Here is a 16,825-nt window from a genome sequence, read left to right on the forward strand (position 1 = left end):
CTCTTAGCTCATCGTGATTTTTAATCTAATTAACTGAATTAAGGAATGGTGAGTGTAGAAATTTTATAATGAATTGTTCGCAACGATGCAATTGTTCAAGTGAAACAAATTCATTGGCACGATGAGCTTGTTCAATGCTACCTGGACCACAAACAATCGTCGGTATTTTCGCATGTTGGAATAAACCAGCCTCGGTTGCATAAGCCACTTTAAGTAGCTGTTCATTGTCACAAATTAATTGAGCGGCGCGAACAATTGGTTCTGATGGGGGAGTATCTAACCCAGGAGCATTCGCAAGCCTATCTAAAATAATGTTGGTGTTCATTTGTTCCTTACGGAGTGTGGGAAGCAGCTGAGTTTCTATATAATCAACAATTTGTTGATGAAGTTCATCGGGATTATCTGCTACCAAGTTTCTAATTTCAAAAATAAACTCACACAAGCTAGGTATCGTATTATACGCATTTCCACCCTGAATGAGATTTGTAGATATCGTTGTATACGGTACATCATAAGCTATATCACGATGTCCTTGAGATTTAAGGTGATGCGCGATATTGCGAAGATACGTAATTAATGATGCAGCATGTTCTATGGCATTACAACCCTGAGGCGTCAGCGATGAATGAGCTGCTACACCATGAATTTGGCAACGATAGCATTGTATTCCTTTATGCCCGATTACCGGTTGCATCGAAGTGGGTTCGCCCACAATACATGCTAGCGGTTTATAATTGAGCTGTGTCATTTTATCAATAAGACTTGGTGCACCAAGGCAACCAATTTCTTCATCATATGAAAAAGCAAAGTGTATTGGGAATTCAAGATTTAATGCTTTAAATTTCGGGATGAGATTCATGACTACGGCAATAAAACCTTTCATATCACAAGCCCCGCGGCCATAGACTTTTTCGTCTTTAACCGTTGCCCGAAATGGGTCGTTATCCCACGTTTGACCATCAACAGGTACTACATCCGTATGCCCAGATAAAATAAGTCCTCCATCGAATCGACCATAGCGATTTGGGATGGATGCAAGTAAATTTGCTTTTAGTCCTTGGTCATCATGAATTAAAATGGGATTAATCTGATGATCATTCAATGCATTGGCTAGAGTTTCAATCAATGATAAATTGGAGTTGCGTGAGGTGGTATCAAACGCGATCAGTTTTTTTAACCAATCCAAAGTATTCATAAGATTCCTTTTAAAATTAAATGGTATGCAGTACAAAATTCAAACTCTTTCAAGCGATTATAATCTTTCTTGCAGCACAAAACACCCTAACAACATTAGGAAACATCTTTTTTCATAATCCTCATGATTCATGAAATTTTGTGGGGATTGTCTACAATTGAGGATAGGGATTTTAATCAATCAATTAATTCGTTCTGTTATTGATGACATAAGGAAATGGACAATGAACAAGATGAACGTCGTACAGGTCAATAAATCCGGTGAATGGGAAGCGGTTGAACGAGACATAATGATGCCTGCAACAAATCAAGTTCGTATCAAGGTTGAAGCATGCGGAGTGTGTCATTCTGATGTATTTGTGAAGGAAAATTTATGGCCCAATCTTCAATTCCCAAGAATTCCTGGTCATGAAATCGCAGGTGTGATAGATGAGATTGGACCTCATGTTACCCAATGGAGAGCGGGTCAACGTGTTGGCGTGGGATGGGCGGGGGCACGTTGTGGTCAATGTCTTCCATGTCGTCATGGGGATTTTATCTTATGTGAAAATCATCAAATTACAGGATTACATTATGACGGTGGTTATGCACAATATATGATCGCGCCTGTTGAAGCGCTTGCTGCAATCCCTGATGAGCTCTCATTTGCTGATGCTGCGCCATTAATGTGTGCAGGTATTACTACTTTTAATGCATTAAGACATAGTGTTGCTCGTGCAGGTGATTTAGTTGCAATACAGGGTATAGGCGGATTAGGTCATTTAGCAATTCAATTTGCCAATAAAATGGGATTTAAAACGGTTGCTCTGTCTAAGGGAGCAGACAAAGAGTCCCTCGCTAAAAAGTTAGGCGCTCACATTTATATAGATTCTGACAACCAAGATGTTACTCTTGAATTAAAAAAGTTGGGTGGTGCCCAGGTAATTTTAGCAACAGCACCAAGTGGTAAATCAATATCGCCCTTAATTGACGCGCTTGGTAATAAAGGTGAGTTGGTTATTGTAGGCGCTTCTCATGATCCAATTGAGGTCATATCGACTCAGCTTATTTCTGCGAATCGCTCGATTAAAGGTTGGCCTTCTGGAAGCGCAATCGATATAGAAGAAACATTGCAGTTTTGTGCGCTGACGGGAATTCGTCCAATGATTCAACAATATTCACTGCAACAAGCGGAAGCAGCTTTTGCCGATATGATGGAAAATAAAGTACGATTTCGTGCAGTGATTAAGATGTAGTGAAAAAATAAATTAAGTAGTGTTTTTGTTCTATACTTAACCATAATCGCGCATCTTTTCAGGGAGTGAAATTATTATGAAAAAATTATTATTAGCATTTTTTTCGTTGATGATACTCAATGTCAGTTCTTACGCCGACAAAATTTTGATTACGGGACAACCCATTATATTGGAAAAACAAGGAGATGTTTATTATGTCCCTGCTGATTATAAAACAACAACATCTTATTACTATGTAACTGTAGAGGGGGCGAAGCGAGTCTGTTATATAGACAAACAACCTTCCTTAACTTCTTTAGATACTTCAACACTTGAAGTGAATTACAATGGCTCCACCTTGACTTGGGTTTGTTATCCATTTGACACGAATTATTTTGAAACTCGATGAAATAATTCGGTTAAGTGAGTGCAGAGGAACGTACTGGTCCGGAAGTTCACGTCATCCTGAGGAGCTTACGATGAAGGAGCTCCTCAATAGGGGATACTATTCCCTATTATCTCTATCTCATTTAGGACGACGTATCCCAGGCGAGCTTATCAGAAGTGAGAACAAGAGCATTGGAGACCTGGGTTCCGCTTCATTGGATTGGAAAAAATCATTTTTCTTTTGAGGATAAATCAAGTCCATTAACTACCTCTTGTAGTGCTTTTAAATGAATGGGCTTGGTCAACACTCTAGTCATTCCTATACCCAAATTTTTTGATACTACCTCATCTGAGGTGCTTGTTGTTAAGCCAATAATCGGTATGGGATTTCTCTGTGTTTGTTTTTCCAGATCGCGAATGCACTGAACCAGATTTTTATCTGAATTACCTGATATCCCTACATCAGTAATAATTAAGTCAAAATTATTTGCTTCTAACAACTCTAGAGCATGCTCGCCATCAATCGCTGAGTAAAATTGATACCCAGCCTGTTCTACAACATTTTCAATCATATGAAGAGAAATAATATTATCTTCTACGAGAAGAATAAGTGGAGAATCCGCTGCAGTTGTTCCTTGTCGCGCAGGCGTTTGAGTTTGATTATATGAAGGATTGAACTCATCGTACCCCACTTTCATGGTCAGGGTAAAATAGAAAGTAGAGCCTTTTCCAACTTCGGTTTCTAAATGTATTTCGCCACCCAATAGACTTAAGTACTTTTGCGCCACATGAAGTCCAACGCCATAACCGCTGTGCTGGCTTTTATAAGAAGGGATGGCACGAAAGAACCGATCAAAGATTTTGCTCTTTAGTTCTTGCGGTATACCGATTCCTGTATCGATCACACTAAATCGAAGTTGCGTATAGCTGTTTTCATGGGAAAGGGTTTCTACCTTAATTGTGACCCTACCCATGTCTGTGAACCTAATTGCATTTCCAACAAGATTTAACAAAACTCGATGTAATTTTGTTCCATCCGTAATTACTGCATTGGGTACTGTATCATCAATCTCAATGTTGAGTTGAATCTTCTTCATTTCCAGGGTTGGTTGAACGAGATGTGCGATATCCTTGATGTGCTTACGTAATTCGAATAATTCTTCTTGGACATCCTGTTCTCGGAGATTATCTGCTTTAACGATTTCCATAACACCATTAAGTAAATCCAATAATTTCTCGCCGCTTTCATGAATCCAACGTGCATATTGTTTTCTTTCAGGATCTTCTGCTTTCTCCTCTAAAAGTCTTGACATCCCGACAATACCACTTAATGGAGTATGGATATCATGGCTCATATTTTCTATAAACTCGGTTTTAGCCTGATTGGCTACTTCAGCGTTTTCTTTTGCACGACGTAAAGCAACTTCCATTTTTTTGCGTTCTGTGATGTCCAGGGAAATACCTAAAACACCAATAATTTCATTTTTTTGATTGCGTAAAGGAACTTTTTGCGAATAGTAAATGCCCATTCCATTTGCCATGACTGCATATTCTTCCGCAGTATGAGGTATGCCTGTTTCCATGACTAATGTATTGAGTCTATTTAATTCTTCAGCCTGATCTTTCCATGGCATATCATAATTAGTTTTTCCTACGATATCTTTTCTTGACCGCAGCCTTGCGCTGGCCGCTTGTGCATCGTTACAGCCTAAAAATACATTATTCTTATCTAACCAATAAACGTGTCCTGGCATTAAAGCAATGATATTTTCATAATAATCATGAACCGCCTGTAATTCATTTTTAAATATTAATCTTTCTTCTTCTAGAGAAAGATTTAATTGAGTGATTTCCTCATTCTTTTGATTAATAATCTTTTGTAATTCTTGTATCTTTTCGGAATCCATTTTTCACCATATTCAAATGAACTTAACAATGAAAATCAGGGTCATTATTAAGTAAAATTGTTTTTACCTAAACTGCTTGACAGATGTTAATAGACTAATTTACAACACGCTGAAAAAAAGTCCTCTAAATATTCTGTTCTTAATAAAATGTTAATGAGACTATTATAAACTATTTGCCGAAGAAATGGTTATTTTTTTTTCAAAATGAATTATACTGTGGCTATATTTTTAGTCGAATAATTCAAGATTATTAGAGTTTAGAAAACCAGATTAATTATATTACGCGGTAGTATCGAATATAAAATTTATTTAAGTCGGTTCATGAAATGGTTAGCGTACTGATGTGATAGAAATAAGCGCTAAGGAATATTTAGATGCCAAAAGTTAGAGGTCCAAAAGACGGTAAGATTGTTACTGCTAGTTTTGATTCAATCGATAAAAAAAATAATAGTAAAAGTTTTTTCCCCACATTAAAGACTACAAAAAACTTAGTTCTTTTAAGTATTAAAGGAAATGAGTTTTGTACAGGGGAGTATTTGGCGGCTATTGTGAATGAATCAGTAGCGATGCATCAAACTCCTAATGGTCACTCGGGTACAAAAGGTAAGACAACGTTCTTAATTGCTGATGAAATATACTGGCATAATCTCAAGAAAACATCTGATGATGGGGGGGATGTGCTGAAACGGCAAGCCCGAGAGTTGGGTGAGTCGTATTTTGAAAGAAATTTAGGTGCTTTTTTAGCTCCTTTGAATATTACTCCAGAAGATTTTAAACGCGAATATTCCAGTAAATCGACGGATGAACAAATTGCGATTATCAATGACCTGGCGTTAAAACAAGGAAAAAATTTTGAGATTATGCGTTGGCATACCTGGGAGTCTCAAAATGGCTTTGAGAAATCATTAACTGAAATCCTGCCTCTTTATAGCTCCATAGATGGTCTTAAGTTACCTATTGAGCAAGCTGCGAGTGACTTTGCTAAGCGTCATCTCGAAGAAGGAGAAAGTGATGAACTTGAACTGTGGCGAGCTCGCTCTCGAAGCTATCTTACGGAAGAAAGCCCTTCTATTATGTTGCTAGCGGCCTCCCTCGGTTATAATTTCATTACTTACCCAGGTAACATTCTACCTCCATTTAAAGCAACAAAAGAATTCTTTGTTGTTGAAAATCATGTTCCACATATTGAAAAGGGACGGAATATTCAAGAAGAGTGTTACCATGATAAACACAGCATTCACGTTGCGAAACCTTCTTTACTTGTCAATTGGCTGGAAGTGAATTTTAAAAGAAGCCATGATTTAACTGTTACAAGTGAAAAAAATGAAAAAAATGAAAAAAATGAAAAACCTCAAAAACCTAAAAAAGATAAAAAAACAAAAAATGATGAAAAAATAATCAATGTCGGAAAGGTTGAGAAAGCTGAAGCAATTGACGAAGTTGATGAAGTTGAGGATGTTGAAGATGTTGCGCCACCACAAGAATCTCAGAACGTTGAAAAATTTCAGCCGGTTGTAATACCGGTTAAGACCGAGAAGTTAAGCAACCTGGTCACTTTTTTCTCTCCTAAGAAACACCGCTCTACTCCTCAATCCTCGGTAAATCATTCGACATTATCGAGCTCAAGAGATGAAGGAGTTATAGTGATGGAGCTTTCTAATGGAAAAGAAAAAAACCTGGAACGTCTATTGCCAAAAGGAACTAGAGATGACGTCTCTTCTGCACTAACTGCAGGAGTTGGCCTTGCTCTTTATAAAGAATCTCTCTCAAGAAGTAAAAAATCAGATCTGGAATATAAATCATCCCCGCTCAGTCAAATATTTCAGGGTATTACTCAAGGCGTGTTGGCATCAGATCTTTCTATGGCGGAGAAAATTGGTTTTTTGACCGAGCTTATGGACAAGTATATCGAGCGGGAGAGTCGTCTTTCTTCAGGCGTTACAACGACTGTAAGCGCGCCAGCAACTACATAATTTAATAATTATCTCCGTTTCGTCATACTCTGCAACATCAATTTAGAGAGGAGAGTACGATGAATATATCCCCACAAATTATATCCCCCCAAGAAACAGATGGCACGAAAGAACAGAGATGGATGGAGCATGTAACGCATCAAAAAGAAAGTGGTTTGTCGCGAGTAACGTACTGTCGAAAGCATCAATTAAACTACCATCAATTTGGCTATTGGGAGCGAAAGTATCGGGAAGAAATAGCTTCATCCAAATTAGTACCGATTCAATTAAATAAGCTGACACAAAGAGCTCCAGAGACAGTATGCACCTTGGTATTGAACAATGGGCATGAGCTAAAAATTCACGACCAGACTTTATTGCCAATGTTGTTGTCCTTGTGGGGTTAGCCATGTTTTTATCATTTAATGCAAGCATATGGCTCTATCCAAAGCCTATTGATTTTAGGCGACAAATTGATGGACTGGTGATGTTGATTTCCGACCATCTTCAGTTGAACCCCACATCAGGGCAAATTTTTCTTTTCAGAAACCGCCAAGCCAATAAAATAAAAATGCTGTGGTGGGAGCGAAATGGGTTTTGGCTCTGTTATAAGCGATTGGAGCAAGGAAAACTAAAATTTCCCAAACACGATGACGCGGTCATGAGCCTTACCAATGACCAATTAAGCTGGCTGCTCTCAGGATTGGATTTTGCAAAACACACATTGTTGCCGGAAGTATTGGCTACGAATTTCTATTAGAAATAATTTACAAAAAACGATTAATTTGTTTTTAAAATCAACGTAATGTGATATAATTGACTCAGCAAACAGGTGCCATTTCAACATGATGTACGAAGAAAAAATAGAGCAATTAAGTAACGAAATACTCGCATTAAAAGCAGAGCTTGCTCTATCTCAAGCACGCAATGAACACTACGCGGAAGCCTATGATTCTTTAAAAGCACAAATCATGGAGCTACGCCGTCACCGTTTTGGCAAGCGCTCTGAGCGTTATATTGACCCTGAAAATCCTCAGCTGTCTTTGTTTGAAAATAATCAGAGCATTTTTTCTCAGGCTGAAGCAAGCGGTGAGCAGACCGAAGAAATGACACCAGTGGCTGCCCATACAAGAAAGAAGAATAAAAAAGCGCAGAAAGAACTACCCCGTCGCATTGAAATTATTCCGGTATCTGATGAAGACAAGCAATGTGCCTGTGGTGCATGCAAAACAGTGATTCGTTATGAAACCAAAGAGCTACTGCATTACCAACCTTGCGTCATCGAAATTGTGGAGCAACGACGTGAAGTAGTTGCTTGCACTAAAGGATGCGAGAATCAAATCGTAACCGCAGCAGCGCCCAAACAAATTCTCCCCAAAATTAAAGCAACAGAAGAGTTTTTATCATTCCTGGTGGTCAGCAAGCTGGATGACAGGCAACCACTGTACCATCTGGAGCGACAACTCAGCGAACGACATGGTATTGATTGCTCACGCCAAACCATGGCGCGCTGGCTCATTGAGTTAATGACACCACTGCGTCCCATTTATAATCTGTTGAAAGACAGTGTGATTGAGTATGATGTGGCCAGTTGTGATGCAACGACCTTGCAGGTCTTGCATGAGCCTGGAAGAAAAGCAGAAACCAAATCCTATGTGTATTGCATTCGGGGTGGACCACCGGATAAATCCGTTATTCTTTATGACTACAACGATGTGGAGCACAAACAATTTATTTACGATTGGTTTGTCGGATTCAATGGCTATTTACATGTCGATGGTGACAATTTTTTTGAACTTGTGGGTAGCAGCAATGCGCACATTGTCAATTGCAACGCGCATGCGCGCAGAAAATTTGAACCTATTGCCCAATCTAATAAAGGCAAAGGCATTGCCAAAGAAGCCATGCGCTTTTTTAAAGAGCTTTATAAAATAGAGCGTGAGGCTAAAAATAATCAACTGAATCCAGACCAACGTCACCAGTTGCGTCAGGAAAAATCCAAACCACTCATGGAAGCCTTTAATACATGGGTTGATAAGGTCTATCCTACAACTTTGCCCCAATCACCGCTTGGGAAAGCACTCAATTACTGTGTTAAATATAGAGATGGACTGATGCGCTTTTTAGATGATGGGCGTCTGGAAATCGATAACAATCTTACTGAACAAGAAATCAAACCCTTGGTCATTGCTCGAAAGAACTTCTTGTTTTGCGCCTCTGTTGAAGGTGCTGAGGCCTTGTGTTTACACTTCAGTATCATCAGAACGGCTAAATTACACAATCTCGACCCTTATCATTACTATGTCATGTTGTTAAAGAACGCTCCTCTTTGCAACAGTGTTGATGATTATGAAAAACTGTTGCCTTGGAATATTGGCTTAGATTATACCCCTAAGTTGTAAATTGTAAGCCTGTGGTTCTTGGAGCGCTTACCAACGACTAACCCCACGTTAACGATGTAAAAAAGTCTAAGCCCATATCAATACGACATATGGGCTTTTCTATATTGTTAAAATGATTTCACAGTTTGATAAAGGAAATTAAATTATCTAAGCTGATCAGGGTTAAAAACCTTTCCATTCACAATAATTTTTTGGTTTTCTAATTTAAAGGTGAAGGTATAATCAGTACCTTCAATCTTTAAAAAACCTTTACTTACTAAATCCTGCAATATTTTATCTGCTTTTTTATCCGCATCGTTATCAGGATTTGTTAAAATTTGCGTCGGACTCGTTGTAGATGCTGGTGAGGTCACTGGATTAGCTTGAGTATCATTGGGGGACGATTCGTTTTTAAGCGAAGCGATCAGCAGTGTTTTTACCGTCGCCATTGGGGCTTTAAAGGAGCCTTCACCTTGTAGTTTTTGCATGATCTGCGATAAATTATTGCTCTCATTTTTTGGCAGAGTTATTTTAAAATTTCCTGCAATTTTCCCATCCGGTAAATTCAAAGTCATTTGAGAAAGCTCTATGACTGCTCCTTTAGCAAGCAGCTGAGGTAATTCATTCAGGAATGCAAGCGAGATCATATTGGGATCACTATTATTTTGCATCATGCTGAATTCTTGCTGATTGATTTTTGCCGCCGCAATGGGATCCAGATTTCTAATACTTAAATGCATTATTCCTGGTCCATAGGTTTGATTATTAGCAAATAATTTCTGTAATGACAGTTTAAAATCAATGGTTAATGCTTCATGACTCACATCAGAGCGCGCCAGAAAGTTGAATCTGGTGAGTTCAAATAACGGGGTGCCAGCTAGATTGATTGTTATAGTAGGAATATCAAAGCGCGAATGGCCTAACCACAACCAGTCTTGGTAACGTTTTAAATTAAAATCATAGGTAATTCCACCGACTTTAAAGATCACATTACTCCCTGTGTTCGCAGGGTTATTGGCGGATCCACTTAATCCTAATAATTCTAAATTACCCTCAATACGATCAAGATTAGAAGAAACACTAAGTAAGGAAGTTAATCCGTCCCAAGAGAGTTGAAAATCGCCTTCATTTTGCCCAATTTTACCTTCTATGGCTAAAGAGGGGAGCGTGTACCTAAATATGGTTCTATTAAGGTAATTAATAAATGCTTCATAATGCGTTTCAGGTTGAGTCGTAATTATCCCCATTCCAAAACGTATTCCATAGTTTGTAACTATAAAAGGTCCATGCTTGATGAGAATGGGTATATCGGTATCAAAATCAACGGGTGGTTCTGTTTTGGCGACACCATTTTTATCCGTTGTAGTTTGCGCAGGAATATGCATCTTGATTGATATAATCGCATGAGAAGAAAACCATCCGCTGTGGTATTCGTGAAGACGGACATTAAATGCGGAAGATTTAGGTATCGAATTTATATTTTTATTTAAAGTACTTTTTATTGTGAGGCCAATGGCATAATAAGCCACTAGAGTAAGTACTACCAGTAATACAAAGAAACCAGTCCATTTTTTCATAAGTATTCTATTTAAATTCCTTTTAATATTATGTAGCCTAAAAAATTTGTTTTGTAAAATAAATGAATAATTTCCATTTAAGAAACAGGCATTAAGAATTTGGATATGACTCTGTAAAAATTCTATCAGCACTAAAGACCAGGTTATTCTGGTCTGTATGTTTAATGATTAAAAGTAAACGAATTACAAATTGATTCTGAAATTACTTTTGGAATTGATTGTATAAAAGGAGTTGATTGCATAAAGAATGAATGGCGCATTATCTGTCTCATATAGTGCTGATAGCCTGCGGAGTCTATAATATTTTTTTGAAAATCTTTTAGATGGGGTAACTTAAATTGACGGCCTTGTTCTAGCATATCATTGAATTGGGGATCCTCTATACTGGAATACAATCCGCCTAATTCTTCCCATAATTTTTGGATAAGTTCTTTTTTTATTGCTTGCCAGATAGGTTTTAAATCGTTCTCAAGCTGTGAAAAGAGGTGCATTAACTTCTTATATTCTTCAGCAGTCTGAGGTTTGGTTAAAGGCTCCAAATGGCTCATTACTACCTGCTCAATAATTTTATCCCTTCGCGCTGAGACAGCAAAAGTTAATGCTTTTTCGAGTGGAAAGAATTCATTACATTTGGGTTCGTAAACCAGTACTTCACCAGTCTCAAACTCATAGAACCAGCCATGAATAGTGAGTTCTTTACGCCTCAGTTTTTCAGCTATGAGTGGATATGATTTTAAATGATCCATCTGAGCCAAAACATTGAGCATAGTAGCATGTCGTACTTTTAAAGCGAAATTATCGTTATAAGATTCTTTCGAGTCATTGATTTTTTCTAAGACAGAATGTGAATGAGTAAGCCATGAGGCCACTGCAGGATGATTTGCGTCTGGATTAGGAGCTAAAAGACCTTTCATCGCGCCACAATGTGAGTGGCCACAAATAATAATGTCTTTAATGCTATGAAGCTCACTTAAAGCAAACATCAGTGCTGCTGCTTCACTTGAAGGAACATTAGGGGGGGGAATAATATTCCCTACATTACGGATGAAAAATAAATCACCAGGTTTCGATTGTGTCAAAAGATTTGGCAACAGGCGTGAATCAGAACAAGTAATAAATAGAATTTCAGGGTCTTGTCCTGAACTCAATCGCTGAAAAATATCCTTCATTTGTTTAAACGATTCGTCTTGAAATTGACGAACTCCAAGCATCAGTGTAATTAACATTGGACGCTCCTTGTAATATGGATAATAAATTTCTGTACCTACATGAGTACGAATAGTCTGCCTTTATTTAAAATAAGGTATTATTTCATAATCGTCAATTTTATATCAAAATTGTAAAGAAAGTTTGGGGGCATTTTGGATATTTTGTAGATAAATACTATGATCTTAATAATTGATAAATAATTAAGGACAATATGGACTTCCCGGGCATTAAGAGCGATCAAATAGAAAATAAGCTTATAGCCGCGTCCTATAATAAATTTTATGTGTTAATTATTGCAGATTTTTTTGCCACCCTTTTTTTTGCCGCAATTATTTGGCAGCAAGTGAATAACAAACTTCTAATCGTGACATGGGTCTTGGTGATGTTCCTCTTTAATCATGTATTGAGAAGTTTATTTTTATATCAATATCATCGACGAAAAAGGCAGGATGGTTTATTTCATCCAGCCTTTTGGAAAAAGTACTTTGTAGTGAATAATTTTCAGTCGGGAGTGTTATGGTCTTTAGGAGGAGCTTTATTTATCTATGTCGATGATCCGCTGCATCGCATGGCAATTTTTGTTTATCTCATTGGTCTTCTTGGAGCACCAGCGGCAAAGCTCCTAACCATGCATAACGCATACATTGCTTTTATGATACCACTTTGGGTGCTCTTGATTTTTTTATCGGTATCCATTGTACCCTCACTATCATTGATTTTACTTTTAGCGATTTTGCTTTTTGTGATTACACTGATTTATGCAACAGCACAATTAAGTCAATTTTTATTAAAATCACTTTATCTGGAAATATACAGTTCAAATCTTTTGTCCGATTTAAGACGTAGTGAAGAAAGCTTTCGCAATACTATTGAAAATGCACCAATCGGTATGGCCATTGTTTCACCCGAAGGAAAATGTATTTATGCAAATCGTACGCTGCAAGAAACCTTGGGTTACAGTGATGAAGAATTACTGAACAAAAGCATGCTGGAAATCACCTATCCTGATGATAGATTGATGACTCGAGATGCCATGAATAAACTTCTTCAGGGTGAATTGCGTATTTCACATATGGAAAAACGTTATATTCGAAAGGACGGAAGTATTATCTGGGGGATGGTTAGCTCGAGTCTAATCCGTGATGAACAGGGAGAGCCAATTAATTTTATTATGCAAATGAAGGATGTAAGTGATCGCATACAAAATGAAGAAAAAATGCGACAGTTAAATGAAAAAACGATGGAAATGTTAAATGAATTGAAGCTGCTGGAGCATGATGAAAGTTTATTAAATAAATTGAATCGCTCCCTGCAAATTTGCATTACCACAGAAGAAGCTTACCCCCGAATCCATTTAATTGCTCAAGATTTATTTCCAGACTTAAGTGGGGGGTTATCAATTTATAATAAAACGATCAAGCAAATGGAAACAGTAGTTCAGTGGGGAAAAGAACAATTATTACCTGATATATTCCTGCCTATGGCTTGCTTTTCAATTCGCGAGGCAGCCACTAATGTAGTGGATGATCCCAATAAATCAGTACCTTGTGCCCATTATAATACGCCTCCTCAAGGTGGATATATGGCGTTACCGCTTATGGTACAAAATGAGTTGATAGGTGTTATCCATCTCCTCGCACCAAAAGATAGAAAGTTAACACGACATCAACAAGACATGGCCAATTCCTTTGGAAATATTGTGAAGCTTGCCATTGCTAATATTAACCTGCGCGTATCATTGAGCGAGTTGTCCTTACATGACCCATTAACCAATTTATACAATCGACGTTATTTAAATGACATTTTGTCACGGGAATTAATTCGAATTGCTCGGGAAAAAAAGACATTATGCGTTGCGATGTTGGATATCGATAATTTCAAGAAATTTAATGATACTTACAGTCATCTAGCGGGGGATGAGATACTCAAAGCCATTGGAAAGTTATTAAAAGACAGTTTCCGTGAAAGTGACATTTCTGTACGTTTCGGTGGAGAAGAGTTTGTTATCGTCTTGTTGAACACTACCTTAAACAATGCAGTGAGTAAAATGGAAGAGCTTCGTGAAAAGATAAAAAATATATCAATTTACTTTAAAGGCAATCCCTTGAATCACATTACTATTTCAATTGGTGTTGCAGAAGCACTAAAACATGGGGCTTCTATTGATGAAATAATAAAGGCTGCTGATCTTGCACTTTATGCTGCAAAACTGGCAGGCAAAGATAGAGTAATAGTTTACAGCCATAATACATAATTCTACGTTTTCCAGTTTTGCGCGTAAGTTTTTAAAATTAGCGAATCCTACTCATACTCATAGTATTAGGTACTGATTCTTGAAGCTCCTCCCAATAAGTTTGAACTAGAAGCTCTTTTATTTCCGGACTTGGCTCTCTGGTAATTGCTCCACTGGTTAATTTTTCACCGATAAAGTGAATTAAGTTGTTTATCGCTTCTTGAATTTTAGCTTTATCATTCATTAAAAGACATTCTAATTGAATGGTTAATTCTTCTATTGCCTGATAAAAACGATTTTTTGCACCTGATAATTGGACCGTTGCTGGTATAGGACTTTGGGGTTCACTATAGTGCTGATATGAACCAATCAACGGTTGGTGCTGAGAGGATAATTCCTTTAATTTTTCAATCGCTCTATGATGATTAGGATCTATTTTAATTACGTGTTGATAAAGATCGAAAGCTAATATAATCGCATTTTGTTTTTGAATTCCATCAGCCTTATGTCTACAAAAGAAATCTGCTATAAGAGACACTAAGTTCGCTAAAAATTTCGGTTGGTTCGAGTGAGTGACTATTTTTTTTAATGCCAATTGCAGGGCGCGGCTATAAGGCATTTCATCCCCTACTTGTTGAGAGGGGGATGAAGGATGAGAAAAAAATCCCTGTTGTACGACGAAACCATAAGGTTGAGTCAGAATGAGCGGTATTGTTGAATCATTTTCCATCATTAATGGATTGCAAGATCCCAAGTCACTTGATAGAGGAGGAGGGGTATCCTCATCCTGATGAGGCTCGGAGTCAACAAGCATATCATTTCCGAGGTCTGTAAAAGAATCCTCTGTGTTAAATCCGTCTTTGCTTAAATCACCCAGTGATTGATCCATGCTTGTGCCTTCATTCTCAGAGGCATTCAATTTATCATCATATTCGATTTCTTCTTCCTCTTGAGGGATTAATTGAATTAAAGCACGCAAGTCATCCAAAATGGGATTTTCTTTTTCTTCCTCTTCGAGTTTGGTATAGAGGGTTTGACACTCGTAGGTCAGGGCATCGACATTTTCGCCATTAGCAAGGGCTATTGTTGCAACGTAACTAAGCAGCTCGAGTTTCTCCAAGGCTGATTCAATGGTCAACGCCAAGAGTTTCTGCCTATCAATATATTCGGACATCATTCGCAGGCTATCTCTATTTCCGGTTTCTTTATATTGCTGCTCAAGTAAATTTAAATAGCCTAAACTACTTGAGAGGTTAGGATTTCCTTCAATTTTTATCTGAAAATCAATCGCTCTATTCATCCACTGAACCGCTTTTGATAGTACACCTTGGGAGTCAATAAGCGTCTTTTGGTTTTGTTCATCGAGTTGATCGACTAAGGCATCACTTACTTCCTCGCAAACTATTGCAAGCAATTCATTAACGCGCAAAACTACGTGATCTTTATTACTATTGGACTGAGATAATCCTGTAAGATGTTCTTTATAAACCAATTCCATTTCATGCAACATACCGGGAATATCATCCCAATAATGATCGACAGCATCGAAGTTCAAATTATCTACCTCACGACGGATGAGCATAAGTTTGGTATGTACTATTTCGGAAAGTACATAAACTAAAGCATCATAAAAATCGTTATGTCGAGAACCATTAGAAGCAGCATGTAACTGCAAAGTTTTTAATGCCTCTGAATAATGCTTATATGCCTCTTCATATTTTTGTTCGTTGTAAGCTGCATCGCCTTGTTGTTGTCTGAATGTATTAAAATAAAATCCCATGATGATTGCCTGAAAAAAAAGATTATTGTAGCTAAGATATTTTTTTATTCAATAAGTAAATATATATTGCAACTATCAATATGGGGGTAGCAATACATTACATATTTTGAAATCATAAAAAGATAAAATAATTATTTGGGCATAGAAATCATCATGTTATTTACTGAGATCTTGCATAAGAAAAGCGCACCTCCTGAGCTACATGGACGAATTTACTTTCGTTCAGATAGCAGGCCACCCGAACTCATTTTTAAAGAAGGCTTCGTTCCAAGAATCAAAGCTTATGGTAACGATTGGTGGAAAGAGGCAATTAAGTCTCGAGGATACATTAATGATCGAGGAATTGATGATAAAGCGGTTGATGCTGATCCTGCGGTATGCATTTGCATGAGTACTAAAATTGAAAGCGCAGCTATTTTTCCGCTCAATAATGAAGAGACCTATATCTATGCTATTGCGCTTCCAGATTTTACCCAAATAGAATATGTCGGATCGGGTAATGGGGAAGTGCTTTTGTCACGAACGCAAGATACTCCAACTGACAATAAAGAAATTGTGGTTGATTTGAATGAACTGCAAACGGTGCAAACAAGAAATATTAATGATTTTTTTAAGTCCTCAATGACGCTAAGTGCGGGTTGGCCACTTCATGCATATGAAGCAATAGCTTTTCAAGTGTTGCCCAGCTCCATTATCTGCGCCATTAAATGCACCAGAAAAATCGCAGAAGAGGAATTGAGTAGTGCCTCTATAGATAAAACAGTCACCCTTCATGGTGATATTATGCAGAATTTAAATTTTTGTGACGCACAATTATTGAAAGTAGGGGCTGCAAATCAGGTACGTTATACGACAATTGATTATAGTTTACAAAGAACGCAGGCAATGCAACAACTGACTGAATTGAAACAACTGAATGATATTAAAACACCGAATAGGCACTACGGATTTGGAGGCAAAACTTTTTAGTTGCTCTCGCGCTCCTTAACAT

The 16,825-nt window shown here is 37.6% G+C and carries 13 protein-coding genes; 8 read left to right on the forward strand and 5 right to left on the reverse strand.

Translation table 11 applies throughout. The annotated features are described in order from the left end of the window. Positions 1-25 precede the first annotated feature (25 nt). Positions 26-1,195, reverse strand: a complete 1,170-nt coding sequence (argE, locus tag OQJ26_RS04450; RefSeq protein WP_265702754.1) for an acetylornithine deacetylase — start codon at positions 1,193-1,195, stop codon at positions 26-28. Positions 1,196-1,418: 223 nt separating this feature from the next. On the opposite strand from argE, the gene OQJ26_RS04455 reads away from it, so the two are divergent. Both OQJ26_RS04455 and OQJ26_RS04460 read left to right on the forward strand, forming a co-directional pair. Further along, entirely contained in the window at positions 1,419-2,429 is a 1,011-nt protein-coding gene (locus tag OQJ26_RS04455; protein ID WP_265702755.1) for an alcohol dehydrogenase, read from the forward strand. A 76-nt stretch (positions 2,430-2,505) separates the two neighbouring features. Further along, a complete protein-coding gene (locus tag OQJ26_RS04460; protein ID WP_265702756.1) occupies positions 2,506-2,817 on the forward strand; it encodes a hypothetical protein in 312 nt (103 codons plus the stop codon). A 208-nt stretch (positions 2,818-3,025) separates the two neighbouring features. Here OQJ26_RS04460 and OQJ26_RS04465 read toward each other — a convergent pair whose 3' ends face one another. Further along, positions 3,026-4,702 carry an ATP-binding protein gene (locus OQJ26_RS04465; protein WP_265702757.1) on the reverse strand — a complete coding sequence of 559 codons (1,677 nt, stop codon included), beginning with the start codon at positions 4,700-4,702 and terminating at the stop codon, positions 3,026-3,028. A gap of 374 nt (positions 4,703-5,076) precedes the next feature. Here OQJ26_RS04465 and OQJ26_RS04470 point away from each other — a divergent pair, with 374 nt between their 5' ends. The 4 genes from OQJ26_RS04470 (at position 5,077) to tnpC (ending at position 9,056) form a co-directional block, all read left to right on the forward strand. Continuing rightward, entirely contained in the window at positions 5,077-6,675 is a 1,599-nt protein-coding gene (locus OQJ26_RS04470; protein ID WP_265702758.1) for a hypothetical protein, read from the forward strand. A gap of 59 nt (positions 6,676-6,734) precedes the next feature. After that, positions 6,735-7,061 (forward strand): IS66 family insertion sequence element accessory protein TnpA, encoded by a 327-nt coding sequence (gene tnpA, locus OQJ26_RS04475; RefSeq protein ID WP_265702306.1) that lies wholly within the window; start codon positions 6,735-6,737, stop codon positions 7,059-7,061. Between the two features lie 2 nt (positions 7,062-7,063). Beyond that, on the forward strand, positions 7,064-7,414 hold the full coding sequence (gene tnpB / locus OQJ26_RS04480; protein WP_265702305.1) for an IS66 family insertion sequence element accessory protein TnpB: 351 nt from the start codon (positions 7,064-7,066) through the stop codon (positions 7,412-7,414). 85 nt (positions 7,415-7,499) lie between these two features. Then, entirely contained in the window at positions 7,500-9,056 is a 1,557-nt protein-coding gene (tnpC, locus tag OQJ26_RS04485) for an IS66 family transposase (protein WP_265702303.1), read from the forward strand. Between the two features lie 143 nt (positions 9,057-9,199). Here tnpC and OQJ26_RS04490 read toward each other — a convergent pair whose 3' ends face one another. Both OQJ26_RS04490 and OQJ26_RS04495 read right to left on the reverse strand, forming a co-directional pair. Then, entirely contained in the window at positions 9,200-10,612 is a 1,413-nt protein-coding gene (locus OQJ26_RS04490) for a YdgA family protein (RefSeq protein WP_265702759.1), read from the reverse strand. Positions 10,613-10,773: 161 nt separating this feature from the next. Further along, positions 10,774-11,838, reverse strand: coding sequence for a carbonic anhydrase (locus OQJ26_RS04495; RefSeq protein WP_265702760.1), 1,065 nt, complete (start codon positions 11,836-11,838; stop codon positions 10,774-10,776). 194 nt (positions 11,839-12,032) lie between these two features. On the opposite strand from OQJ26_RS04495, the gene OQJ26_RS04500 reads away from it, so the two are divergent. Beyond that, on the forward strand, positions 12,033-14,075 hold the full coding sequence (locus OQJ26_RS04500) for a GGDEF domain-containing protein (RefSeq protein ID WP_265702761.1): 2,043 nt from the start codon (positions 12,033-12,035) through the stop codon (positions 14,073-14,075). A 37-nt stretch (positions 14,076-14,112) separates the two neighbouring features. On the opposite strand, the gene OQJ26_RS04505 is transcribed toward OQJ26_RS04500, so the two are convergent. Next, complete coding sequence (locus tag OQJ26_RS04505) at positions 14,113-15,834, reverse strand: hypothetical protein (RefSeq protein ID WP_265702762.1); 1,722 nt, start codon at positions 15,832-15,834, stop codon at positions 14,113-14,115. A gap of 153 nt (positions 15,835-15,987) precedes the next feature. Here OQJ26_RS04505 and OQJ26_RS04510 point away from each other — a divergent pair, with 153 nt between their 5' ends. After that, positions 15,988-16,803: a hypothetical protein gene (locus tag OQJ26_RS04510; RefSeq protein ID WP_265702763.1), complete on the forward strand. Its 816-nt coding sequence runs from the start codon at positions 15,988-15,990 to the stop codon at positions 16,801-16,803. The last annotated feature ends 22 nt before the right edge of the window (positions 16,804-16,825 follow it).

Origin of the sequence: Legionella sheltonii (assembly GCF_026191355.1) — a bacterium.
In the GTDB taxonomy this organism is placed as follows: Bacteria; Pseudomonadota; Gammaproteobacteria; order Legionellales; family Legionellaceae; genus Legionella; species Legionella sheltonii.

Coding starts and splice junctions, on each gene's coding strand:
- OQJ26_RS04500 (WP_265702761.1), top strand. CDS start 12,033: ATGGACTTCCCGGGCATTAAGAGCGATCAAATAGAAAATAAGCTTATA.
- OQJ26_RS04495 (WP_265702760.1), bottom strand. CDS start 11,838: ATGTTAATTACACTGATGCTTGGAGTTCGTCAATTTCAAGACGAATCG.
- OQJ26_RS04460 (WP_265702756.1), top strand. CDS start 2,506: ATGAAAAAATTATTATTAGCATTTTTTTCGTTGATGATACTCAATGTC.
- OQJ26_RS04505 (WP_265702762.1), bottom strand. CDS start 15,834: ATGGGATTTTATTTTAATACATTCAGACAACAACAAGGCGATGCAGCT.
- OQJ26_RS04490 (WP_265702759.1), bottom strand. CDS start 10,612: ATGAAAAAATGGACTGGTTTCTTTGTATTACTGGTAGTACTTACTCTA.
- OQJ26_RS04465 (WP_265702757.1), bottom strand. CDS start 4,702: ATGGATTCCGAAAAGATACAAGAATTACAAAAGATTATTAATCAAAAG.
- OQJ26_RS04510 (WP_265702763.1), top strand. CDS start 15,988: ATGTTATTTACTGAGATCTTGCATAAGAAAAGCGCACCTCCTGAGCTA.
- tnpB (WP_265702305.1), top strand. CDS start 7,064: ATGTTTTTATCATTTAATGCAAGCATATGGCTCTATCCAAAGCCTATT.
- OQJ26_RS04455 (WP_265702755.1), top strand. CDS start 1,419: ATGAACAAGATGAACGTCGTACAGGTCAATAAATCCGGTGAATGGGAA.
- OQJ26_RS04470 (WP_265702758.1), top strand. CDS start 5,077: ATGCCAAAAGTTAGAGGTCCAAAAGACGGTAAGATTGTTACTGCTAGT.
- argE (WP_265702754.1), bottom strand. CDS start 1,195: ATGAATACTTTGGATTGGTTAAAAAAACTGATCGCGTTTGATACCACC.
- tnpC (WP_265702303.1), top strand. CDS start 7,500: ATGATGTACGAAGAAAAAATAGAGCAATTAAGTAACGAAATACTCGCA.
- tnpA (WP_265702306.1), top strand. CDS start 6,735: ATGAATATATCCCCACAAATTATATCCCCCCAAGAAACAGATGGCACG.